Here is a 24,134-nt window from a genome sequence, read left to right on the forward strand (position 1 = left end):
CTAAAAGCCCCCCCATTTTATTAGGGGGGGCTAGCGTTGCTATAGTGAATGATTGAGCGCTGAATTTATTGCTCGGTCTCTAACTTGTTGGTGTAAAAGAGTGAGCGCAAAAATTTAGCGGTTCGCTGGCGTTGTAGCGATAAGTCGTGAGAAATAACGTACAAGTTGGGGACCAATATTAATGTCACAAGGGTTGCTAATAAAACACCAAACGCCAATGAAACGGCCATAGGTATTACAATTTTGGCTTGTAGGCTGGGTTCGAACATAATGGGCAACAGACCAATAAACGTCGTTAATGACGTTAATATAATCGCCCGAAAACGTTTTTGACCTGCGTGCAGTACAGCATCGGTTAAGCTTTCGCCTCTTTCTTTCGCACGGTTTACGTAATCCACCATCACGAGAGAATCATTTACAACTACGCCAATAACCGCAAATATTCCGAACAACGACATCATGCTCATGTCGATACCCATAATTAAATGACCGATAATAGCGCCGATAACGCCGAAAGGTATTACGGCCATTATCATTAAGGGCTCGGTATAGGATTTCAAAGGCAGCGCCAGTAAAACATAGATAGGTAACAGTATGACTAAGATGCCTAATATCCTAGCGGTTAAGCTATCGCGATCATCTTTGAGTTTGCCAGCCTCTTCAATTTGAATCGACGGGTAGCGATTTTTTAAATCCGGAAAGACATCGTTTGTGAGTGTATCGGCCACTTTAAAGCTTTCGGCCTGTTCGACATCTACGGAGGCCCATACGCTGATAGCACGATGGCCTTCTTCCCGATAAATTTGGCTAACACCTTGGGTAAACTCAATTTCGGCCACATCTTCTAGTGGCACTTCTGCGCCGCTGGGTGTGCGCACTAGCACGCTGTTGATGGCGGCTAAGGAGTTTCGCTCATCTTTGGGGTAACGTACCATCACACGAATTTCCTGTCGATCGCGCATAATACGTTGGGCCTCTAAACCGTAGAGGCTAAAACTGGCCTGACCTGCCACATCGTTGGTGGTTAAGCCCAAACTGTAAGCAACGGGCTTAAGTTTAAAACGAATTTCTTGAACGGGTCTTTGTTCGCTGTCGTTTACGTCCGAAACACCTTTTATTTTCCCCAACTCTTCTTTGATTTCTGCGGCGGCAGCGGTTAACTCTTCGATATTTCGACTTTTAATACGAAAATTTACGTCGCCGTCATTGGTGCCACTGTGAAAAATACTATCGATAATGGTGATGTTTTTCATGTTGGTGATGTTGGGCATTTGCTCACGTAAGCGACGAGATAACTCAAAGGTGTCCATGGGGCGAAGTTCGGGGTCAACGAGCTTGGATTCGATTTTGGCTTCCGAACGCCCTTGGTTATACATCAGTACTTTTTCAATCATGCGCTGACCAAATTCGTCTTCTATTTGTTTGTCGACAATGCGAATAGTGTTTTCAATTTGTAACATGCCCTCAAGTAGTGCGCTCTCAGGTGCATCGGGATTCATTTCCAAAATGACGTTGGCAAAATCGTGCGGTACCTTCGGCATAGGGAGCATACGAATAGCGCCAGAGGCAAACAGGCCTGCAGTGATAATTACGGACGCGAAGAAAAAGGCTAAAACACTGTAGCGATAGCGGAGTGTTGTCTCCAAAAAAGGTCGGTAGCGATTGGCAATAAAGCTGGCGAGTTGCGCGTCTACTTTTTTGCGAAGCCGCGTGAGCGGGTTACGAGAGTTTTCTTTTTCGGGTGCCATAGCGGCTAAGTGAGCCGGTAAAATAAGTTTAGATTCCACGAGTGAAAACGCTAAACACAAAACAACAACGTAACCAATGGCGTGAGGAAAGGCCGATTGAGGCCCGCTTTCGAGCACCATTGGCATAAAGGCGGCCATGGTGGTTAGTACACCAAAGGTTGCGGGTATAGCGACTCGCTGCGCACCTCGAATAACATTGTCAGTACTTAGGCCGTGAGTTTCGGTTTCGGTGGCTACACTTTCCCCAATAATAATAGCGTCGTCGACTACAACACCTAGCACCATAATAAAAGCAAAGAGGCTACCAACATTTATTGTGACGTCTATCCAGCTCAGGGGTAAAAACGCAAGTGCACCCAGAAAACTAACGGGCAGCCCGAGCATGACCCAAAACGCGAGTTTAAGGCGTAGAAAAAAAGATAAAATCAAGAACACTAATAGCCCTCCCCACAGCATGTTTTCGAGCATCATGTTGAGGCGACCATTCAGGTAGTAGGTCATATCGGCCCAAGGTTCTAGGCGAATACCTGCGGGTAACGTTTGCTGTCGTTTTTCCACGTAGGCTAAAACGGTTGTGGAAATATCGGTAATGCTTTGATCGCTAGACGCGCCGATAAACAATGTGAGCGAATTAACGCCGTCCAGCTTGGTGTAATTAACACCTTCTTCAAAACCATCGTTAACAGATGCAACGTCGCCTAAGCGTAACTCAGTGCCGTCCGCCAAATTTCGTAAAGGAATATTTTCGTACTCGGCACCAACATAAGCCTGTTCTTCTACTCTTATCGAAATGTGACCCGCTTCTGCACTTATCTCGCCTGCGGAGCGGTTAGTGGAAAAGTTGCGTACGGCATTTGCAATATCGTTGAAACTCAGTTGGTATTCCCGTAATTTGGCTTGGCTTACTTCAATAGCGATTTCGTATTTTGCACCGCTGTAAAAATCGGTGATATTAACAGCGGGCAATGCGCGGAGTTCGTCGTGAATAGTTTCGCCGAGGCGTTTAAGCTCATGGTTTGATATATCCCCCGCGATATTCAACCACATGACTTCTTGTTTGTACTTACTATGCGTAACGCGTATAGGCTCCATGCCGGCAGGAAAACTGGAAATAGAATCGACAGCTGATTTAATATCGTCGAGTACTTCCTGAACATCGTAGCTATCGAGTACCTTAATATCGGCTGAGGCATAGCCGCGATTACTGCGCGTCATCATGCGTTCGCGCCCCTCAATGCTTTGCAGTGCTTCTTCCAGTTTGGTGGTAATGGTTTCTTCTACTTCGTCTGGGGCGGCGCCCCGATAGACCGCAGAAATATTAATCCAGTTGTTTTCCACCATAGGAAACATTTGTTTGCGAATATTGCTTGCTGAATACAGACCGAGCAACAGGATACCGGCCATAAGGAGGTTGGCAGCAACAGCGTTTCGGGCAAACCACGCAATAATGCCGCGATTTGTATTCAGGTGCTTATCGTGAGCGGTGTTAATTGAATTTGGCATACTTAGCTCTCCTCATCGGCGGAGAGTGTTGCGCGGGTCGATTCAGGAGCTGGCAATTGTGTGCCGTTTGGCTCTGCCGTAATTAAATGTTGTTCGCCCGTGGTGTCGATGGCATGAGTGTTGAGTGCCATACCTTCGATGGGGTACTCCAATGAGGAGGTAATAATGGTATCGCCCGAAGCAAGGCCGCTATCGATAATACTATTTGGCCCTACGTGGCGAACAACGTTCACGTAAGTGAAGGCGAGTTTATTATCACTAAATAAGGCTAAGCGATTATCGCGTAACAGCCGCCGAGGGATAGAGGCGGCAGAGGCTAGTTTACGGCCTTCTATGTGCGCCGATACGTAGGTGCCAAAAGGAAGGCGGGGCGCGTTGTTTGTTGTGAGACGATTATAAGGATCGGTTAATTCTGCAACCAAATAAACCATACGGTTTTGGTTATCGACCACACCCTCGTCTCGTACGATGCGCGCATGCCATTGGGTTGTCTTGCCGCCGAGCGTCGTACTGAGGGCTACCGTTGCGTTGTGTCCACCCTCAATTAAAAAGGCTAGATCGCTGCCCGAAACGGGTAATCGAATTTCGGCGGTTTCTATGTCCATCACGCTACCAAGCTCGGTACCAATATTCACAAATGTACCGGGGCTAACGTTGCGCCCGGAAATAAGTGCATCAAAGGGCGCTCTAATGTTGGTACGCGCTAAATCTTTGCTAGCTTTACGCACGCCAGCTTCGGCCGCCTTAACGGCCGCAAGAGCCTGTTCTTGTTGCGGTTTTCGTAAACCCAGCTCTGAAGGTTTTGCGGTGGTAATTTTTTCCCATTCGGCTTCAGCCACCCGCCCTTGCGCGCGAGCGAGAATAAATTGGGCTTTTGCGGCAGCAAGGGTCGCATTCGCTTGTTGAAGCGCCATCTGGTAATTAAAGGGATCAATTTGAGCCAGCACATCACCTTTCGTAACGATCCCGCCGCGCACAAAGGTTTCGGAAAGCGCGATGATTTCACCGCTTACTTGTGATTGTAATCGTGTTTGGTATTTGGGTTGAACGAGCCCTTGGGATTGCACATTAAGCGTTAAAGGGGCGAGTTCTACAGATTCTGTTGAAACAAACGTCGCATTATTAATAGCTTCTTTTTTCTCGGGCTTCTTTTTTCCCGCGACTAATCCAGCCGTTATCGCAATTGCGATAATGAGAACAATAAAAGGCAAGGCGATTTGTTTTGTTTTTGGTGACATCTGGCTAAGCTCCGCTTAAAAAATCACAGAAAGTTATTGGCTTTGATTGGGCAATGGTCGCAGAAAACGCGTCAACAGAGGGTTGCACGACGTAGCGGATAGCGGAGAATGAATGAGCGCCAACGTTACGAGGTATACCGTGGTTCTGCAGGCGCTATTGTAGCGTTAAACGGCGAAGAGAACGTGACTGAAACGTTAAGGTTTGTTGCGTAAAGGAATGAAGAATAATAGCTGTTGGATTTGGAGGACTTCTAGCGCGCCAAAGTGCGAGACTGGATTCGACCATCCGTCTTTTTTCATGGCTCAATGTTGCGATACGTCAATGCATCGTTGATGGTTACGCTCGCTTCAATGGCGGAGTTGTTTATAAATAAGGGGGTAGTGGGAAGGTGACCTAAGGCTGGACGGTGTCGTCGATAACGGTGATGAGGCGGGCGAGCGCCCCTTGATTTTGTTTGGCGACGGTTGCCGCAGCCCTACCCATTTCGGATGCCTTAGCGGTATCGCTTAGCAGTGAGTGCAGTGTGTTGGCCAGAGCGGTGGCATCTTCGACGATACTTTGACCACCGGCATCGGTGAGTAGGCGAGTAATGTCGGTAAAGTTAAATTGGCTTGGCCCCGAGAGAATAGGCAGTTGCCATACCGCTGCTTCAATAGCGTTATGGCCGCCGTTGTTGACAAAACTACCGCCAATAAAAGCCGCATCAACCGCGCCATATAGCAACATCATTTCGCCCATGGTGTCGCCAAGTAAAATATCAAATGAATCGGTGTTAGCAAAGGCTTCAGGCTGTTGGTATTCGCTTCGCCGTAAGGTGACAAAGCCTGAACGTTCGCAATCCTGGTATACGCGGTTAAATCGGTCTGGGTGTCGCGGTACTAACACTAAACGCGTATTGGGTTGGTGCGTGCGCAAGCGTTTGAACGCCGCCAGAATTATATCGTCTTCACCTTTATGGGTACTTGCAGCAATCCAAAGTTTGTATTGCTGGTTGTGGCTAAGCGCTGCTTTTAGTTGTGACGCTTGGCGAATAAGGGTATTGGTTAAGGTAATATCAAATTTAATACTGCCTATTACTTGCATGTGTGCATCATGTAAGCCCAGACGTTTGAACCGAGCAGCGTCTTCTTTGTTTTGAATGGCGGCAAACGTAAGGTTTTGAAGCATGGGTTTTGCAAGCCAGCTTATTTTCTTATAGCCACGGGCAGATTTTTCCGAGAGACGAGCGTTAGCGAGTAATGTGGGAATGCCTTTTTGTGCGCAAGCGTGGAGTGTATTGGGCCACAATTCTGTTTCTAGAAAAATAGCCAATGAAGGCTTAATTTTGGTGAGAAATGCGTTAATGCAAAAGGGAATGTCGTAGGGCGCATACACATGAAAAACATTGTTGCCTATTTGTTTGCCGTAGGCTGCTTGCACGCGCTCGGAGCCGGTAGGGGTCATGGTGGTAATGGCGAGCGTGTAGCGGTTTTGTGTGAGCAAAGCATCGAGTAGCGGTTTTGCTGCGATAAACTCACCGACTGAAACGGTGTGCACCCAAATAACTGTTTTTGTATGGATAGGCTTAGAAAATAAACCGAACCGCTCCCGCCAGCGTTTGCGATACGCCGGCTGGTTCGCGCCCCGCCACCAGAGCCGAGCTAATATTATGGGTATCAATACGATAAACAGTAACGTATAGAGCGCGCGCATGAAGTGTGCCTTGTATTTTAGAGGTCCTGGCTACTGTGTAATTTTGCGTAGTGACCATTCTGGGCGAGCAGTTCGCTATGGGTGCCGGCTTCTACAACATCACCTTTGTTGAGCACAACGATTTTATCGGCATTTTCAATGGTGCTTAGGCGGTGGGCAATAATTAAAGTAGTGCGCCCTTTTTTGAGGTTATCTAAAGCTTTTTGGATTTTCTTTTCTGATTCGTTATCCAATGCCGAGGTGGCTTCATCAAGAATTAAAATAGGGGCGTTTTTATAAAGTGCGCGTGCAATGGCGATACGCTGACGCTGGCCCCCGGATAAACGATCACCATCTTCTCCAACCTCTGTCGCGAAGCCTTTTTCTAATTCGTCAATAAAGTGCGTGGCATAGGCGTTGTCGGCGGCACGTAAGGCGCACTCTTGGTCAAGTAGGTCGAGATCACAACCGTAGCCAATATTGGCTAACACACTATCGTTAAATAAAATGGTTTGCTGATTAACAAGGGCTATATTTGCACGCAAACTATTGAGCGTAAAATCTCGTATGTCCGTTCCGTCAATGGTTATTCTGCCGTGCTGTGGATCGTAAAAACGCAGTAATAAATTTACCAGAGTCGATTTTCCGCTCCCTGAAGCCCCGACTAAGGCTACGGTTTCGCCGGGATTTATCGTGAGGTTGAGGGCATTGATAGCAGAGGTGCCTTCAGTATAAGAAAACCCCAATTGCTCAAAGCCAATGGCCCCTGTGGGGTTCATTAATGGGGTGGTGCCGGTATCTTTGGCGAGGGGTAAATCCAGCGTTTCAAAAATGGTCTCGGCGGCAGCAAGGCCTCGTTGAATAACAGAGTTGATAGTGCTTAGTTGACGAAAGGGTTTGGCTATCATGCCGGCTACGGAAACGAATACAACGGCTTTTGCTGAGGTGTCTTCCCAAAACAACAGTACCAGTAAAAATAGCGTTGCCAGTGCGCAAGCGATAACCACGTGCAGTACGGGTGTCTGTAATGCACTTACGCGTTCAAATTTAATGCCAAAGCGTAGGTTCTCATCGGTCGCTTTTTCAAAACGTTGATTTTCGTATTTTTCGCCGTTATAGCTTTTGACCAGTTTAATGCCTTGAATGCTTTCGGTCGCAATATGCGTGACACGGCCCACGGCCATTTGAATGTGACGGCTGACGCGGCGAAAATAGCGGCTGGCAAAATAAATGAGCCCTGCGAGCAAGGGGATTACGGCAATAAAACTGATGGTAAGCCGCCAGTTTAAATACAGTAAAACCGTCATGAAGGCGATAACCTGCATGCCGTCTTGAAATAATATTTTCACGGCTCGGGTTACAGAGCCTGTAACTTGCTCAATGTTGTAAATAATCAGCGATACGAGTTCGCCGGTATTTTTTTCGTCGAAAAAACGTTGTGGTAATAAAATTAAATGAGAAAATATTTGTTTGCGTAAATCATTTACAACGCCTAGCCCAACACGGCTCATATAAAAGTTGCCGAGAAATGCACCCAAGCCGCGAATAACGGCGAGTACTATTAGGGCGGCAGGAACAAAATAGAGTGAAGTGGTAATGTTTTTGGGTATAAACGTAAGAGAGTCTGTTTCGCGGCCTTCTAAATTGTTTAGAAAGAACTCGACCAGCATGGCCATGGTGGCTTCCATTCCAGCGAACAGCGCAAAGCCAATAATACTGAGTAGAAAGTAGCCCCGGTAACGAAAAGCGTAGCTGAGTAGTCTGCGATAGAGATTGGTTTTACTAGGGTGTTGTACTGTCATTTTTCCTCGCACTTGGCGTGGTGGTGACAAAAAGGGTGTGGTTGAGCTGTTTTACTGCGTAAAGTCTTTAGCATGTAAATAAACTTAAGGGCGACACGCCTTTGGCGCAAACGGAGCCATTAGTGAGTGGCGCCCTTAAGGGTACTACAGTGTGTTACCTACAGCGTGTTACCGAACCGGCGCGAGCCAATCGGTATGGTCACTAAGGCCACCGCGTACGGCTTTAAAATAAAGCGTTTGCAGTCTTTCGGTAATAGGGCCTCGATGCCCCTCGCCAATTTTACGGCCGTCAACTTCTCGAATAGGCAAAACTTCTGCGGCAGTGCCGGTAAAGAACGCTTCGTCTGCAATATATACTTCATCACGCGTTATGCGCTTTTCGAAAATTTGGTAGCCGCAATCATCAGCGAGTTGGAATATTGTATTGCGTGTAATACCGTCCAAGCAGGAGGTTAGTTCTGGCGTGTAGATAACGCCATCACGCACAACAAAAATATTCTCACCGCTGCCTTCTGCTACATACCCTTCATTGTCGAGCAGTATGGCCTCTTCACAACCGCAATCGAGTGCTTCTTTTAGCGCTAGCATTGAGTTGATGTAATGGCCATTGGCCTTCGCTTTACACATGGAAATATTCACGTGGTGGCGAGTGTAGCTAGAGACGCGTACTTTAATGCCTTGCTCTTTGGCTTCTGGCGACATATACGACGGCCAGTTCCATGCGCCCACAATGCAGTGAGTTTTAAGGTTGTCGGCACGTAAACCCATACCTTCTGATCCGTAAAAAACCATGGGGCGGAGATAGGCCTCATCTAGGTTGTTTTCACGGACGACTAATTTTTGTGCTTCGTTGAGCTGGTCTTTGGTCCACTGCATTTCCATATTCATAATATGGGCAGAACGGAACAGGCGGTTGGTGTGTTCTTCTAAACGAAAAATACTGGTACCGAATTCGCCGGCGTTGTACGCGCGTACGCCTTCAAACACGCCCATGCCATAGTGCAATGTGTGCGTGAGGACGTGAACCTTAGCGTCTCGCCAAGGGATTAATTCTCCATCGAACCAGATAACTCCATCGCGGTCAGCGAATGACATTGTTTTCTCCAGATTTTTACGTTGGCCGATTCTACGGTTATTGACTGTGGCAGTCGTGCCGCGATAGTCGAGCCTATCAATTTAATTCGCTAAGTCGATTCTGACTAAGCGCCGAGCCAACTCGCAACAGAATGGCGGTTGGCAAAGAGTATGGATGAGTACATAAAGGCTTCGTTTGGGGTGCTTTGCCCTAAAAGCCGGCACAAAGGCTGTGAGGTGGTATCGTCTGCGTACAGCAGAGGGGATACCCCTCGTCCGGTTTTTACCCCATTCGAATACTTAGCGTTCATCTAAATCTTTAAATATCGTTTTCCACTATTGTTTTCCACAAACGCGTGACCTGTTCCCGAGCAATTGTAACGTCTTCACTCAGCTGATCAGCCTTAACGAGGCTGGGCTGCTGTTGAAGGGTAAGACGGTGGCCAAGGGAGCGTAAAGCTTTGTAGGCGCTTGTTAGTTTGTCGACCTCTTGAGCCGACAATAGATTGGATTGCGCGAGGCTTTCCAGTATCCGGATGTTGTCCGTAAAACGTGTTAACGCAGGCACTTTGTTTGCCCAAGCGAGAACCGCGTATTGAACCATAAATTCAATGTCAACGATACCGCCACGATCTTGCTTTAGGTGAAAGGCGGCGGTGCCGTCATTGTGCTTATCACTGCCCAAATGTGCACGCATTTTTTCACGCATTGTGGCGACATCTTTTTGCAGTGTGGCGGTGTCTCGGGTGATTTCGAGTATACGTTGGCGTACGCCGTCAAAGTGTGGTGTGAGTGTGGTGTCTCCGGCCACGACGCGGGCGCGTACAAGGGCTTGATGTTCCCATGTCCATGCTTCGTTTAACTGATATTTCTCGAAGGCCGCAATGGTTGTGACAAGCATGCCGGAGTTACCCGAGGGGCGCAGCCGCATATCAACTTCGTAGAGTTCACCTGAGGCCATGCGGGTATTGAGCATATGAATAATCTTTTGGCCGAGACGCATATAGAACGTTTGGTTGTCGACCGATTTTTTGCCTCGCGCGTCACCATCGGTAGAACCCATAGGCGTGGCATTGTGTATAAAGACCAAATCTAAATCAGAGCCGTGCGCCAATTCGAAACCGCCTAACTTGCCGTACCCCACGATGACAAAGTTGGCATCTGGCCGCTCTTCGCCGTCTGGGTAGCCGTGCTTGGTGGTCATTTGCTGCCAGACAGAGGCGAGAATATAGTCGAGTAAGGTTTCGGCCAGCCAGGTTAAGTAATCGCTCACTTTCATCAAGGGAAGTGAACCGGTAATTTCGCAAGCGGCAACGCGCAAGGCATGAGCGGAGCGAAAATACCGCAGGGCTTCCATTTGTTCTTCGAGATCGTCCTCGGCAATGCGTAAGGTTGCGCGGCGTAGTTCGTCTATTAGCTCGGCTTTGTTGGGTAAATGGTAGAGCGTACGTTGGTCGAGCAGTTCATCGAGTAGGGCGGGGCGGGCCGCCAATTCTTGCGCGATCCAAGGGCTGGCGGCCGAAAGGGTGACGAGCTGCCGCAATGCACCGGGGTTTTCAATCAATAGTAAAAGGTAAGCGCTACGACGCGCCACCGAGCGCACGAGCAGCAAAACGCGGCGCAGTGTTTCGCTGGGGGTGGCAGTATGAGCCAAGGCGTTTAGTAACCGAGGTATGAAGGCATCCAGGCGCTGACGACCTTCAGGTTGCATCATGACAACGTTGTGGCTCATGCGTAACTCTTCTAAAACTTCCAAACTCTTTATCGGTTCCTCGTGGCCATATTGCGCGAGTAATGCGAGATAAGCATCGGGGTCTTGAGAGTCTTGCCAGATACAATTCCAATCACAATCAGCGTTAAGTTCGGCTTCGGGCTTATCGTCTGGCGAGGCGATTACTTCCGCAAACTCGTCTTTAACGAGCTGTTGATGTTGCTGGAGTTGATGATAGAACGTATCCCAAGATGGGAAGCCAAGAACGACGGCAATACTCAAGCGTTGATCGGGGTCGCTTGGCAGTTTTTGGGTTTGTTTGTCTTGATAGCCTTGGATAGCGTGTTCGGTATTGCGTAAAAATTGATACGCGTTGGCTAATGCCGAAGCCTTGCCTGCGGGAAGGCAGTTGAGTTCTTCTAGCAATGGGAGAACAACCATTAAGCGGTTGTCTTGCAGTTGCGTATCGCGTCCGCCGCGTATCAGCTGAAAGGCCTGCGCAATGAACTCGATTTCACGGATGCCTCCGCCACCAAGTTTCACGTCATCGCCGAGTTTACGGCGGATCACTTCTTGGTTAATTTTTTTCTTGAGGTCGCGTAAAGCGTCTACCACCGAAAAATCGACGTAGCGTCGATAGGTAAAGCTGTTAATCAGTTGATTTAGCGTATTGATAGCGGAAGTGGCGCTGTTGCTGCCCGCGAGAGTGGTGGCTACCACGCGGGCCTTAATCATGGCGTAGCGTTCCCACTCGCGGCCCTGTGTTTGGTAGTAGTCTTCAAGCGCATTAAAATGGGCGACCAATGGCCCGCTTTGCCCATAGGGCCTTAAACGCATATCGACACGAAAGACGAAACCGTCGGCGGTAATTGCATCGAGGCTTTGAATCAGTAATTTGCCGAGTTTTATAAAGAATTCTTGATTGCTTATGGACCGCTTGCCTGCAGTTTCTCCGGTATCGGGGTAGGCGAAAATAAGGTCGATATCGGATGATAAATTCAGCTCGCCGGCACCCAGTTTACCCATGCCAATGACCAGCATTGGCTGTGCTTCGCCAAGTGTGTTGTGCGGCTCGCCGTGTTTTTTCAATAGCGACTGGTAGTGGGCGTCCATTGCGTGTTGAATACAGGTTTCGGCCAGCCAAGTAAGTTCTTGAGTGGTATGCAGGGTTTCGACTAAGCGGTTGAAGTCGCGCCAAATAATACCCACCATCGATTCGTTACGAAATTGTCGCAATGTTTGATTTAATGTATTCACATCGGCGCAGTTGTGCAGCCTGGCGGCACACTCTGTGGTGTAGTCGAGCTGTGTTTTCGGTGTGGTAAGCGCTCGGCTTTCGTCCATATCTAGCCAGTGCGGGTTGCGTTCGCATTGGGTTTGAACAAAGTCGCTGTGAGCGGTAGCCAGAAGAAATTGATCGGATAACGTTGCGTCACCCTGAGGGGCGGCCAGAAGCGTATCGAGAAACGGTTGTGCCCCTTGCTCTGCTAAAACTTGTAGAAAGCGCTGATAACGATCGCACTTATCGGTGGAGAAACCTTGTTGCTGCAGTTGGGCGAGTATATGGTTGGGCATGATGATATCGCTTTATGACGTATCGAGAGATTCACTATGGTAGCGATTTTAACGGTGCGGCTCTACCGAGCTCTAATTTAAATCAAAAAAACCGGATACCAAGATCCGGTTCTAGTGCAAACTCAACCTGAGTGGTCAAACAATAAATTTACCCATTTGGTTTTTGAGTTCTTGGCTTTCATTCGACAGCTGTTGTGAATTTTCGCTGATCACTTGTGCGTTACCGGCGACCTTTTCGGAGAGAGAAAATATGGCGGTGATAATTTTACTGACTTCGTTAGCCACAGAGCTTTGCTCGTTAGCCGCTGTGGCAATTTGATGGTTCATATCGTTGATAGTGGTGACGTTATCCTTAATCAGATCAAGCGACTCTTCTGCTTTTTGCGCCGTATCAATGGTTTCCTGTACCGATGAGATGCTGGTGTTCATAGAAAGGTGAGCTTCATCGGCGGCCTTTTGAAGTTGCAGGATAATCGATTCAATCTCTTCGGTAGACGTTTGGGTTTTTTGGGCGAGTGAACGTACTTCATCGGCGACCACGGCAAAACCACGGCCTTGTTCGCCGGCGCGAGCAGCCTCGATGGCCGCGTTAAGTGCAAGTAAATTGGTTTGTTCGGCAATAGAACGAATAACTTCCATAACCGAGCCAATGTTTTCGCTGTTGTCTTTTAGAATTTGAATTTTTCCGGCGGTCGCCTCTATTTGGCCCGTTAACTTATGAATAGTGGCTTGCGATGATTTTACTACCATGGTGCCGTTGATGGCGGCTTTACTCGTATCTTTTGTACGGTCTGCCGTCTGGCCAGCAGAACGCGCTACCTCGTCGGCTGAAGCGGATAACTCATTGAGCGCTGCGGCCACTTGTTCAATTTCACGCAACTGTTGGCCGGTTGAATCAACCGTGTCGGTTGTGGCTAAACTCATGTGATCAACGTTGACACTTACTTTGTCGGTCACCGTCATAACATTACGAATAATTTGTGCAATTTCGTCTATCACGTGATTAAAGTTTTCGGCGAGCTCGGCAATTTCATCATTGCCTTTAACGGGTAAACGGGTGGTGAGGTCACCACCACCTTCTGCAATTTTACGCAGGCGCGAGGTTACGATGGCAACCGGCGCGATAACAATGCTTTTGACAAAGAAATATAAGGTTATTAGCGCGGCGAGTGTGAGCGCGACGACCATCGCGATACTGGTGTTAATTTGGTTGCGTAAAATGCCTTCCATGGACTGCTTAGAAAACGAAATGTCGTAGCGGCCGATGAGCTGTTCTTCCCGGACAACCTCCAGGCCTTTCTGCAATACTTTTTCCGCACTATCACTGTCATCTTGTGAGCGTGCAGTGGCCAACTCCTTCCCCCGATGGTCGCTGATTCTAATTTCGTGAATGAGCGCCGTGTTAACCAATGAGGATGCAATAGCTTGAATTTGTTGAAAATCGTAAGCAAAAACAGGTTCTAACAGGGATGAATTGATAAGTTCAAGTTGGCTTTTAACATCGCTCTCGAATTGAGCCTGCTGACTTCGGGATATGACCTGATAGCTGACGATTAATATGAGCGTAGCGGCGATCAATATCATCGCGCTTGTCGCGAACATTAATCTAGTTGAAAGGGACTTCTTGATCATGTTGTTTACCTGTTATTTAACACCGATATCAGGCGCCAATAGGGGTATAGCGAGGCTATTTGTGGGGTTCCAGCCACTACAGCCGAGGAATTACCCAACGGTTTAGTAAGTCTAGACGATATTTCGGCGGTTACGGCTGTAGCTTTAATATGAGGCGGGTGTTCTCTAACAAGGCATGAAATTAGAGGGAGTTGTTATGGGTTGGGTGGCTGAAAGATAACGGTATTATTGCGCCCGCTGTTTTTGGCTTCGTAGAGTGCACGGTCAGCATGGTCGATCCAGACAGAAGGGTCGGTGACCGAGGCGTTGAGTTCTGCAATGCCTAAGCTTACGGTGAAATTAACGGCGTGACCCTCGTGTTCAACGGAAAGTGCCGCAATGGCATGACGTATACGCTCGGCCATTATTTGGGCGCCTTCAGCGTCGGTATCGACGAGAATGACGGCGAATTCTTCTCCGCCATAACGACCGGCTTGATCGACGTCGCGTACCTGATTACGCAAGGTGGCGGAGGTTTGTCGAATAACCTCGTCGCCGGTGGGGTGCCCGTACGTATCGTTAACCCGTTTAAAATGATCGATGTCGAACATGATGAGTGAGCTACAGCTGCCGTGACGCTGAAAACGCTTAAACTCTTGCTCTAGTTCGCCTTGCCACGCTTTTCGGTTCAGTAAACCGGTAAGGCCATCTACGCGGCTGAGCGTATGCAGTTGCGCGTTCACATCCTGAAGTTGTAGGCGATTCACTGCGACTTCGGTTACATCATAAATAATTAAACAGATATGGGTGACAGTACCGCGAGTATTGGTCAGCGGAATGAGAGTGCTGTTTTGGTACATGTAATCGGCTAGGCTAGTAATGGGCCTATAGCTCGCGAAGCGAAATAAGTAGGGGCGTTGCTCCCAAGTGGTGAAGGCAGCATTTTCCAGCATAAACACCGCTTCGGCTTTGCGTTTGAACCAGGCTTCGGGTACTTCGGGAAATACTTCAAATAGGTTATGGCCGAGTATTTCGTCGGGCGTTTTGGCACTGTGGTTTTGCATGAAGCTATTCCACAGTTGCATGTTAAATTCCTGATCGAGAATCACGAGACCTACATCGATATCTTGTAAGACATCCATGAGCCAGTGAAAATCGTTTAAAAAATCTTGCGTGTCAGTCATTGGGTATTAAGTGTGGCTCGGTGTGGTGGGCTAGGTTACTGGATGAGGTAGTCCAGCTTTTTTAGCACAATATCCAGTGAATTGTCGGTCATAACGATGAGCAGATCGCAATTCACATTGTAGCCTTCAAGCTGGTAGTTAATTTCGGTCACCAGTGCGTGGGACCAGCGCGAGTTGTTCTGGTCAAATATTTCTTTCAGTCGCATGTGCTGGCCTAAGACCATAGGCGGGCCGTAACTAAACTCCATGTCTATTTGTTCGGCAATACCTCTAAGGCAGGCGCCAAATAGCACGTTGGTGGTGTCCATGAGCAGTTCTCGTTCGGCCTGCTCATCTAGCGCGTCGTCATACTTCATTAACTGAGCAAGATCAGTAAAGCTCGTATCGTTAAATATCAGCATGGCTTCGCCTGAGATTCCGCCGCCAATAAAGCCTTGGCACACGCCGGAAACAGAGTCGTTTTTGTCGATGGAATGCAAAGCCATGGCAATATCGGAAGGCGCCATAACCTCTATATGCGGTATGGACAGTACTACAAAGGTGTCCAGTAAGCGCGCCAAACGGTCGCCCGCTTGGCCCATGGCCACATTGGTAATTTCCTGTAAGCAATCGCGTTGGTCTTCGCTGATGTTAAGAACGCTACTCATGTGTTATCCGGGAGAAATGCATCGTAATATCTATTCTAGTCGCGTGCGGCTAAAATGCCGGAAATTAACGTCGTGAATTTTGAAAACGTGGAATATTTATGCTGAAGTTTGAGATCTTACCGGTGACACCGTTCCAACAGAATTGCTCGGTTATTTGGTGCGAGCAGACACGAGAGGCCGCCGTTGTAGACCCTGGGGGCGAAATAGAGCGTATTGTTGCGCGGGTGCGCGAACTGGAAGTGACGGTTGTGAAAATAATCCTTACTCACGGTCATTTAGATCATGTGGGTGGTACGGCAGCGTTAAAAGCGGCGCTGAATGTGCCGGTTGTAGGGCCTCACAAAGATGATTTGTTTTGGTTGGATGCACTCGACCAGCAAGCGCAAATGATGAACTTTGCACCTGTAGCGTCATTTGAGACCGATCTGTGGTTGAATCATGGCGATACCGTTACAGTGGGTCATCAGACCTTAGAGATCTTGCTCTGCCCTGGTCATACGCCAGGACATGTTGTGTTGTTTGATAGAGAAAGCCGGCTGGCCTTTGTGGGCGATGTACTTTTTAAAGGCTCGATTGGACGAACCGATTTTCCTCGGGGTGATCATGCGGCACTGATTCACGCGATTAAGACACATTTATGGCCACTTGGCGATGATGTTACGTTTATTCCGGGCCACGGCCCGCTTTCCACGTTTGGTTTTGAGCGACAACATAACCCCTACGTAGGGGATGCTGATACGGGTCAAGCGCTTCCGTAATAATGCTGTTGTTCGATTGCCGCTTGGGCTACATTAATACGGCTAGCGGCGATCTCTCCTTCTTTTAACTTCTTTTTCTTTCCGGTGACAATCATGACCGATACGCTCGAGATGTTGGGTGCAGATTTCGATGAAAATTACGATGTTTTTATAGGCGATGCACTCGAGACAGGCTGTGTGTGGGGCCTTGAAAATAGCGAGGGGTGGGCGTTGTGTGGCTCCTTAAAAAACGACGATTTAGATGTAATGCCGCTGTGGTCACAGCCCGAATTTGCGCAGCTGCATTGTCGCGATGAGTGGAGCGGGTATGAGGTTGTACCTATTGCGCTCGAAGAGTTGTTGGACGATTGGCTGCCTCGCATGCATGAAGATTTATTGTTGATTGGTACAAACTGGAATGATGATTTAGAGGGGTTAGAAATTGAACCGCTTGATTTTATCGAAGATGTGGATAGCGCGGCCGAAACCCTAGTGTAAACGCTTGCCTCGGTGGCTTATTTTGCTGCGGGGGTCAAGTGCTTTTCGATCACCAGAGATTGCAGCCTTGTCATGACGGTTGAGGTGTTTTCGCTGGTTTGCCGCACATAGCGTATCGTTTTATCGGCGCCTACAAATACAACGCCAGGGGTACCTTCTACGTTATAACGCGCAGCGATGATGTCGGCTTTTAGGATAAGAGGCAGTTTTAAAACACGGCTATCGAAATAACTCACGGGATCGCCATCTTCCCAAATATTCATGGCAAATATTTTGACTTTTTCATGCGTCAGTGTGCGTTGGAATAGATTGATTTCTGGCAGTAATTCCCGACAAAACTTACACCAGCTTGCCCAGAACACCATAATTACCTCATTCCCTTGCTCTAGTTCCCCATAAAGGGAATGCATGTTTCCCCCTATATCACTCATCATCCAGTCCGGTGCCGTCATGCCGACGCGCAGTGTGCGTGAATCGTTGGCGTGCAGGGGGCCGGCGATTAACAGGCAAAAACAAATCAGTAGGCCGCGCGTAAAATGACGCCCTAAAGAAAGAGTGAAAAAAGTGGTCATAAAGCGATTAAACCAACGTTGGAGAGAGGGGGTGTGCCTAAGTAACAGCAGCATGGGTTTATAGAGTGTCATGGGTATCATTGGTTCCCAGTGGGTCACAAATCAATTGGCGACGTATAGGCGCCGTTAAGGTCCCGAGGGGGCATTGCTGAACACCCTGCTCATCGAAATTATCACCGCTTAACCATTGCTCGAAGGCTGGCTGGAGCTGCAGCCAATCGGCGTCAGTCATACCAAACCATGTCGTGTCGCGATTGTGGTTTTTTACCACCATTGCATTACGGAATAAACCTTCATATGAAAAGCCAAAGCGTAAGGCCGCTTTCTTAGAGCCTAGATTCAAAGCGTTACACTTCCACTCGCAGCGACGAAAGCCCAACGAAAAGACGTAACGCAAGAGTAAATAGACGGCTTCCGTTGCCAGTGGCGTTTTTTGCATTGAAGGAGAGAAAAGTACGTGCGCTAATTCAACCGAACCTTTTGCCGGTTCAATAGCCGCCAACGAAAACACACCCAAAGGTTCTTTGTGTGTATTGGTTATGCAGAAAAAAAGCGGGTCTAAGCCAAGTGCATGAGTGTGTAGCCATGCGGTGTAGTCTGAGAGGGTACGGAAAGGGCCATAGGGAAGGTAGGTCCAGACGGCATCGTGCGAACTTTGCTGTAGTTGAGCAAAAAGTGCGGCGGCATGACGTTCGATATTCAGTGGCACAAGACAGGCCTGTTGGCCGCGTATTGTCGTACCCTTGGGGGCTTTGGTGGTGCTCCCGTCTACTTTCAAACCAATCGGCTGACCAAGAGTGTTCAAATCGTAATCGATTGGTTGTAATTTGCCCATTGGGGGGGATAGAGGGCGCGCTTTCATCATACTTAAGCCACACGTTGGAGTTCTTATTTTCTGTAATCATGACATTTAATAGGGGATCTCTGCTAGAATTCCGCGCAATAATTCTCTAAAAAATTCTGGTGATTATGTCTGAGCCCACTGTTATTCCCTTCGCAGACGAACAGCTTCCGTTAAAAGAATTTACCGAAAAAGCCTACCTCGATTACTCCATGTACGTCATTTTGGACCGAGCGTTGCCTCACGTGGGTGATGGTTTAAAGCCTGTGCAACGGCGTATTGTTTACGCCATGAGCGAGCTTGGGCTGAAAGCGAGTGCAAAATTTAAGAAATCGGCGCGTACCGTAGGTGATGTTATTGGTAAGTTTCACCCACATGGCGATAGCGCAGCGTACGAAGCGATGGTGCTTATGGCTCAGCCGTTTTCCTACCGCTACCCGCTGGTAGAAGGGCAAGGTAACTGGGGTTCTCAAGACGATCCAAAATCGTTCGCCGCCATGCGATATACCGAGTCTCGGCTGTCGAAATATACCGAAGTATTGTTAACGGAATTATCCCAAGGCACAGTGGATTGGCTGCCCAATTTTGACGGTACCTTAGACGAGCCAAAAACATTGCCAGCGCGAGTTCCTAATGTATTGCTCAACGGTACAACGGGTATCGCCGTGGGTATGGCGACCGATATACCACCGCATAATTTACGGGAAGTAGTCGACGCTACGATTCATTTGCTGGAAAACCCTACAGCCACAATCGAAGACTTGTGCGGGTTTATTCAGGGGCCGGATATGCCTACCGACGCGGAAATTATTACCCCGCAGTCGGAATTACACAAAGTTTACGAAACGGGTCGTGGCAGTATGAAAATGCGTGCGATCTGGGCGGTGGAAGACGGTGATATCGTCATTCACGCGTTACCTCATCAAGTTAGCGGCGCCAAAATATTAGAACAAATCGCAGCACAAATGCAGGCTAAAAAGTTACCCATGGTGGCCGATTTGCGTGATGAATCGGACCATGAAAATCCAACACGCTTAATTATTGTACCCCGTTCGAATCGAATCGAATTAGAGCCGGTGATGAACCATCTATTTGCCACCACGGATTTAGAGCGCAGCTACCGTATCAATATGAATATGATCGGTATCGATGGCCGGCCAGGAGTGAAGTCGTTAGATAAAATTCTGCACGATTGGTTAAGTTACCGCATGGTAACGGTGCGCCGCCGTTTGCAACATCGTTTGGATTGGGTTGAACGCCGCCTACATTTGCTCGACGGTTTGCTTGTAGCGTTTTTAAATTTGGATGAAGTGATCCATATTATTCGTACCGAAGAGCATCCTAAGCAAGTGTTAATGGCTCGCTTTGAACTCTCAGAAGATCAAGCAAACTACATATTAGACACACGACTTCGCCAATTGGCGCGGTTAGAAGAAATGAAAATTCGTGGTGAGCAAGATCTGCTTGCAACTGAACGCGACAAGTTACAAAAAATACTCGATTCAGCGCGCCGTTTAAAAACCTTAATTCGAAAAGAGTTAGAAGAAGTTGCTGCAGAGTTTGGTGATGATCGTCGCTCGCCTATTGTGAGTCGTGCGGAGGCGCAGGCGTTCAACGAAACCGATTTAATGACCAGTGAGCCGGTAACGGTTGTGTTATCGGACAAAGGTTGGATACGCTCTGCAAAAGGGCATGACATTGACCCAACCAGTTTGAGTTATAAAGCAGGAGACTCGTTTAAGTTGGTCGCTCGTGGTAAAAGTAATCAGTACACGTTGTTACTGGACTCAACAGGTAGAAGCTACGCCATTGTTACGCATACGTTGCCGTCGGCGCGGGGGCAGGGGGAACCCATTACTGGGCGTTTAAACCCGCCAAGTGGTGCCGTAATAGAAGGTATGTTGATGGGTGAAGAAGCACAGCAGGTGCTTATGGCGTCGGATGCAGGGTATGGCTTTATTGCGACCTTGGCTGATATGTACACCAAAAATCGTGCAGGTAAAGCGTTGTTGAGTTTACCAAAAGGTGGTCGAGTATTAGCGCCGCAAGTCTTAGATACCCCAGAAGAGCTTTGGTTGGCCGCTATTAGTAACGAAGGCCGTTTGTTAGTTTTCCCTATTACCGAATTGCCACAATTATCACGAGGCAAAGGTAATAAAATAATTAATATTCCCGCTGCTCGAGTACAAGCGCGGGAGGAGTTTGTAATAGCATTAGTCGCAATAGACAAACGCCAATGCTTAAAAGTTAATTCGGGTAAACGGCATCTAACACTTAAGTTTAAAGATTTAGAGCATTATCGTGGAGAGCGTGGGCGTCGAGGTAATAAATTACCACGAGGCTTCCAAAAGGTAGACTCAGTGGTAGTGGAATAGTAACCGGTAACGTGAAAGAATAACTTAATAGCTTTTGTAGTTGCTTTGAATTTCAGATGGCTCGACCCAAATCACATATTTTATGCAGGGAGCGGCTTGATCAATGTGGATTTAAGTGACACACTCACTTCCCCTCTGGGGATACCACAATGAATCATCTAAAAAAAATATATGTCTGGATTTCGTAAACATGGACGCACAATGGTTAAATGTGTTGTTCGCTTAACGCACCGTGAAATTGGCGACGTCGTCGCTGAGACGCGTGATATATCTGAAAGCGGCGTATTTGTTAGCTGCAGCGAACTTGTCCATTATATTTCTATTGGCGACGAGTTTGACGCAAAACTGTACAGCGAATGCAACAACATTTCTGAAACCAGTATGAAGGTTGTACGCCTCACTAATGAAGGCGTTGGCCTTGTGTTTGCGTAAACACGCGAGCTGCGTATTAATCTCTCCCGTATTTAATTCTTGCCTTCCTCAGTGTTTAATCACATAGCGTTACGCTAGTATTTATGCGCTATTTTGTGACATTTGAGCGTAGAACTAGTAAACATTATTTAGTGGGGCGACGAATACATTATTCGCATGCCGCCCTAGCGTTAACGCTTTTATTTATCCTTGAGATTAAAGGCTTTGCTCCAAGCGATTCGTTCGAATCATTGCGCGTAACTCTTCAATGTAGGCTTCACCTCTTTCTGAATAGTGCTCTAGGCCCGCCGCTAATAGTGTGCCCGTAGGTTCACGGTTTTGAACGCGTAAATAATCTCGCATTTTCCGCAGTTCTGCATAAGCGCGGTGGGTATTGATGTTATAAAAATAAGCGCTAACCGATTCAGCGGGTGAGTTGAATTTTCGTACTTCGTGTCCTGCGTTTGCAGAGCGTTGATTAGGTACTAGCCCGCATCCTTTTTTAAAACACCATTGGCCAAAATAATTATTGCCTTGTTTCGCGAAACGCGAACGCCCCCATGCGGATTCATTTGCAGCCTGAGCCAATACGAGAGCACTTGGGATAATATCTACACGCTGAACCAATTCGTTTACGCGTCGTATATCGGTAGCGTCGTCATCATCGGGCAGATCAAAATCTTCGGCAAGTTTATCTATGAGTGCTAACTCCGCTTTAGAGAGCGTTTGGTCGCTGCGCAATTTTTTCTGTATGAGTAGTAGCGGCACTCGTTTTGCTTCCAGAGCGCGATTTTCTGCATCGATGAAAGGCGTAAAAAAATTAAAAAATGCGGCTTTTCGTTCGGCGGTATTTTTTATGGCGCCGAAATCGGGCGTTGCAACAATGGGAGCAGCGTTAAAGGGGGTTGTAAAAGCGGTTAACAGTGTGGGTTGATGGCTTAAATAAATAACGAGAATAAAAACACAAACTGTATACGCCGCAAGAGCGTAAGCAATGGCTTTTTTGATAAACATAATGATCTCTTAGAAAAGGGGTTAGTACGAGCAAGCGATAAGGTAGACCAAAACAGCGGCTTTGCTGGATGCGAAGCCGCGGCCAGCGGTGGGGCTTGGCTACAAATCTAACGCTTTTCGCAATTTACTAAAATGAGTGCGAGCCGTTTCTTTGTCGGCGGGTTTATTACGGTCGGATTCGAGTGCGGGTTTTTGCGGAGGCTCAAGGTGTTCGCCTAATCTCACCCGGTCACATACTTCTTGATAGTGTTGTTTGAATATAGGGTAAGCAACATACTCATTGTTGTTTTGCAGAAAATACCAATCGGCGGCGCGGCCGGCATAATACACCGCAAGGTGGCTCCAGCGATTGCCTGCCTTGGGCGACGGCGCGCGGCAAGCTTCTAAAAAAGCGGCATGGGGTTCGGGCAAGCCGAGCGCACTACTGGTTTCACACGCTTTTATCATGGCGGCAAGTGTTGGTAGGAACTCGTTGTTTTCGATGATGGCCCGCGCAGCGAGCATTTGTACGCGTGGTTCAAACCGTTTTAGGGCGTCTAACCACAAACGTTTAGTCGCATTTACATCGGTTTCGCTGCTGTATGCTTTAAAAAACTGATTGTGATAGTTACGCTTAAACAACGCGAAAATTTGATTGAGTGCATCAATTCGGGCGTTGCCATTGGGTTCGGTAGCGTTGTTAGCTGAGTGCTCAGTTGGCCCAGCTTCGGTCAGCGAGTTCTTCTTCAAGGGTTATGTCCCGTGTCGATCTTTGTTCGTTATTGTTCGTTTGGTTGGCAAGCGCATGTTGGCGCGCCCACTCACGTTTTGCGTGTTGTAAAAAACGCGTATTCCAACTGGTATGCACCTGATTACTGTCGCGCCAATACAGAATAAATTCTGGAATTAACCCTGTGGCGAAGTTTACATCAATATTGGCTAAACGCAGCACATCGTATACGTCTTCTGAAGGCTGCCAGTGTGAGGGAAGCAGTTTTGGGTCGGTACTGTGTTCCAGCGCCGTGTTAAATTTTTTCCATTGTATGCGTACATGCTGAATAAATTTACTGTTCCATGTTTTATGTGCATCACCGCGTTCTTGCCAATACACAATAAATTCGGGAATCGCGTCTTCCACAAATTCACGTTTAATACTGGCGTGAACGGTCAACACCTCCATGGCATCTAAGCTTGGCCGCCACTGGTTGTCCATTATACTGTTCTGGTCCTGCCGATTACGTTGTGCTTCAAATTGACGCCATTGCCGAATGACATGCTGAATAAATTTAGCCCCCCACGAGCGGTGAGATTCTCCGCGTTCACGCCAGTAGGTAACGAACTCGGGAATTTGATCGCGTGCGAAGTTTTCGGGAATGTTGTGTTGTGCGAGCTGCGCGAAGGTAACAGGGTCGGGTTGCCAGTTGGCAGCAATAAAGTTATTGCTCGGCGATGCCAGTACGGGTGTGTTGTGTGGCGCGGGGGTTGGCCGAGAGGCTGTATTGGGTTGCCCTACGTACAGTGCGCGTTCATTGAAAGCATAGCGAAATGGGTGGTCGGGGCTAAGGCTGTTGGCGCCCAATAGCAATACACCTTTGGCGTGCAGGCTATGGCAGATGCGTTTAAGGTCGCGGTCATTCCAAAAGGGTACCACCGACTGTAGTCGGTTACTCGCGAGGTTACGCCACTCGAACTGCCCCTTCACTTCTGATGGTGCATGGCCAGCCAGCTCGGCCAATACCGATAGCAGAATCGACTCTTCCAGCCCCAGTTTACTGGCGAGTGAAGGGTAAACAAGAATGGGGTGTTCGGGTATAAGGCGTGAAGTCATAATCTCTCTCTAAGAGGGGGTCACTTTATCATTTAATGCCGCGTGCCGGTATGCCAATAATGGTCGTCATGCGTCTTCCTGTGTTAGGCCATGATGGCTGGCATCGTAATGATA

18 protein-coding genes are annotated in these 24,134 nt (G+C 48.0%); 4 read left to right on the forward strand and 14 right to left on the reverse strand.

Annotation, left to right across the window (positions count from 1 at the left end; genetic code table 11):
* Nucleotides 1-65: 65 nt before the first annotated feature.
* The 9 genes from H5647_RS05595 to H5647_RS05635 form a co-directional block, all read right to left on the reverse strand.
* Complete coding sequence (locus tag H5647_RS05595) at nt 66-3,251, reverse strand: efflux RND transporter permease subunit (protein ID WP_236074790.1); 3,186 nt, start codon at nt 3,249-3,251, stop codon at nt 66-68.
* 2 nt (nt 3,252-3,253) lie between these two features.
* The gene (locus tag H5647_RS05600; RefSeq protein WP_082086960.1) at nt 3,254-4,489 is read right to left on the reverse strand and encodes an efflux RND transporter periplasmic adaptor subunit; all 1,236 of its coding nucleotides are present in this window, start codon (nt 4,487-4,489) and stop codon (nt 3,254-3,256) included.
* Between the two features lie 394 nt (nt 4,490-4,883).
* Nucleotides 4,884-6,182 (reverse strand): lipid IV(A) 3-deoxy-D-manno-octulosonic acid transferase, encoded by a 1,299-nt coding sequence (waaA, locus tag H5647_RS05605; protein WP_045856977.1) that lies wholly within the window; start codon nt 6,180-6,182, stop codon nt 4,884-4,886.
* 17 nt (nt 6,183-6,199) lie between these two features.
* Entirely contained in the window at nt 6,200-7,963 is a 1,764-nt protein-coding gene (msbA, locus tag H5647_RS05610; protein ID WP_045856978.1) for a lipid A export permease/ATP-binding protein MsbA, read from the reverse strand.
* Nucleotides 7,964-8,131: 168 nt separating this feature from the next.
* Nucleotides 8,132-9,058 (reverse strand): branched-chain amino acid transaminase, encoded by a 927-nt coding sequence (locus H5647_RS05615; RefSeq protein ID WP_045856980.1) that lies wholly within the window; start codon nt 9,056-9,058, stop codon nt 8,132-8,134.
* A gap of 298 nt (nt 9,059-9,356) precedes the next feature.
* Nucleotides 9,357-12,323, reverse strand: a complete 2,967-nt coding sequence (glnE, locus tag H5647_RS05620; protein ID WP_045856982.1) for a bifunctional [glutamate--ammonia ligase]-adenylyl-L-tyrosine phosphorylase/[glutamate--ammonia-ligase] adenylyltransferase — start codon at nt 12,321-12,323, stop codon at nt 9,357-9,359.
* Between the two features lie 135 nt (nt 12,324-12,458).
* A complete protein-coding gene (locus H5647_RS05625; protein WP_045856984.1) occupies nt 12,459-13,955 on the reverse strand; it encodes a methyl-accepting chemotaxis protein in 1,497 nt (498 codons plus the stop codon).
* A 194-nt stretch (nt 13,956-14,149) separates the two neighbouring features.
* Entirely contained in the window at nt 14,150-15,118 is a 969-nt protein-coding gene (locus H5647_RS05630) for a GGDEF domain-containing protein (protein WP_045856987.1), read from the reverse strand.
* Between the two features lie 35 nt (nt 15,119-15,153).
* The gene (locus H5647_RS05635; protein ID WP_052691884.1) at nt 15,154-15,765 is read right to left on the reverse strand and encodes a hypothetical protein; all 612 of its coding nucleotides are present in this window, start codon (nt 15,763-15,765) and stop codon (nt 15,154-15,156) included.
* Nucleotides 15,766-15,863: 98 nt separating this feature from the next.
* Between H5647_RS05635 and H5647_RS05640 the strand changes: the two genes are divergently transcribed.
* Together H5647_RS05640 and H5647_RS05645 are read left to right on the forward strand one after the other, a co-directional pair.
* Nucleotides 15,864-16,523, forward strand: a complete 660-nt coding sequence (locus H5647_RS05640; protein WP_045856990.1) for an MBL fold metallo-hydrolase — start codon at nt 15,864-15,866, stop codon at nt 16,521-16,523.
* A gap of 93 nt (nt 16,524-16,616) precedes the next feature.
* Nucleotides 16,617-17,000: a DUF2750 domain-containing protein gene (locus H5647_RS05645; protein WP_045856992.1), complete on the forward strand. Its 384-nt coding sequence runs from the start codon at nt 16,617-16,619 to the stop codon at nt 16,998-17,000.
* A gap of 17 nt (nt 17,001-17,017) precedes the next feature.
* On the opposite strand, the gene H5647_RS05650 is transcribed toward H5647_RS05645, so the two are convergent.
* Nucleotides 17,018-17,644, reverse strand: a complete 627-nt coding sequence (locus H5647_RS05650) for a TlpA family protein disulfide reductase (protein ID WP_236074792.1) — start codon at nt 17,642-17,644, stop codon at nt 17,018-17,020.
* Nucleotides 17,631-18,437: a GNAT family N-acetyltransferase gene (locus H5647_RS05655; RefSeq protein ID WP_121495355.1), complete on the reverse strand. Its 807-nt coding sequence runs from the start codon at nt 18,435-18,437 to the stop codon at nt 17,631-17,633. Before H5647_RS05655 ends, H5647_RS05650 begins: the two co-directional genes overlap by 14 nt.
* A gap of 104 nt (nt 18,438-18,541) precedes the next feature.
* Here H5647_RS05655 and parC point away from each other — a divergent pair, with 104 nt between their 5' ends.
* Together parC and H5647_RS05665 are read left to right on the forward strand one after the other, a co-directional pair.
* Complete coding sequence (parC, locus tag H5647_RS05660; RefSeq protein WP_045856993.1) at nt 18,542-20,788, forward strand: DNA topoisomerase IV subunit A; 2,247 nt, start codon at nt 18,542-18,544, stop codon at nt 20,786-20,788.
* Between the two features lie 171 nt (nt 20,789-20,959).
* Nucleotides 20,960-21,220 (forward strand): PilZ domain-containing protein, encoded by a 261-nt coding sequence (locus tag H5647_RS05665; RefSeq protein WP_082086961.1) that lies wholly within the window; start codon nt 20,960-20,962, stop codon nt 21,218-21,220.
* Between the two features lie 195 nt (nt 21,221-21,415).
* Here the strand turns inward: H5647_RS05665 and H5647_RS05670 are convergent, their stop codons facing one another.
* The 3 genes from H5647_RS05670 to H5647_RS05680 all read right to left on the reverse strand — a co-directional run bounded on the left by H5647_RS05670 (nt 21,416) and on the right by H5647_RS05680 (nt 24,020).
* Nucleotides 21,416-22,213 carry a glucosaminidase domain-containing protein gene (locus H5647_RS05670; RefSeq protein ID WP_045856997.1) on the reverse strand — a complete coding sequence of 266 codons (798 nt, stop codon included), beginning with the start codon at nt 22,211-22,213 and terminating at the stop codon, nt 21,416-21,418.
* Nucleotides 22,214-22,312: 99 nt separating this feature from the next.
* Nucleotides 22,313-22,942, reverse strand: a complete 630-nt coding sequence (locus H5647_RS05675; RefSeq protein ID WP_045856998.1) for a replication protein P — start codon at nt 22,940-22,942, stop codon at nt 22,313-22,315.
* Nucleotides 22,905-24,020, reverse strand: a complete 1,116-nt coding sequence (locus H5647_RS05680; protein ID WP_045857000.1) for a DnaT-like ssDNA-binding domain-containing protein — start codon at nt 24,018-24,020, stop codon at nt 22,905-22,907. The genes H5647_RS05675 and H5647_RS05680 overlap by 38 nt, the downstream gene beginning before the upstream one ends.
* Nucleotides 24,021-24,134 lie beyond the last annotated feature (114 nt).

Source organism: Teredinibacter purpureus, assembly GCF_014217335.1.
GTDB lineage: Bacteria > Pseudomonadota > Gammaproteobacteria > Pseudomonadales > Cellvibrionaceae > Teredinibacter > Teredinibacter purpureus.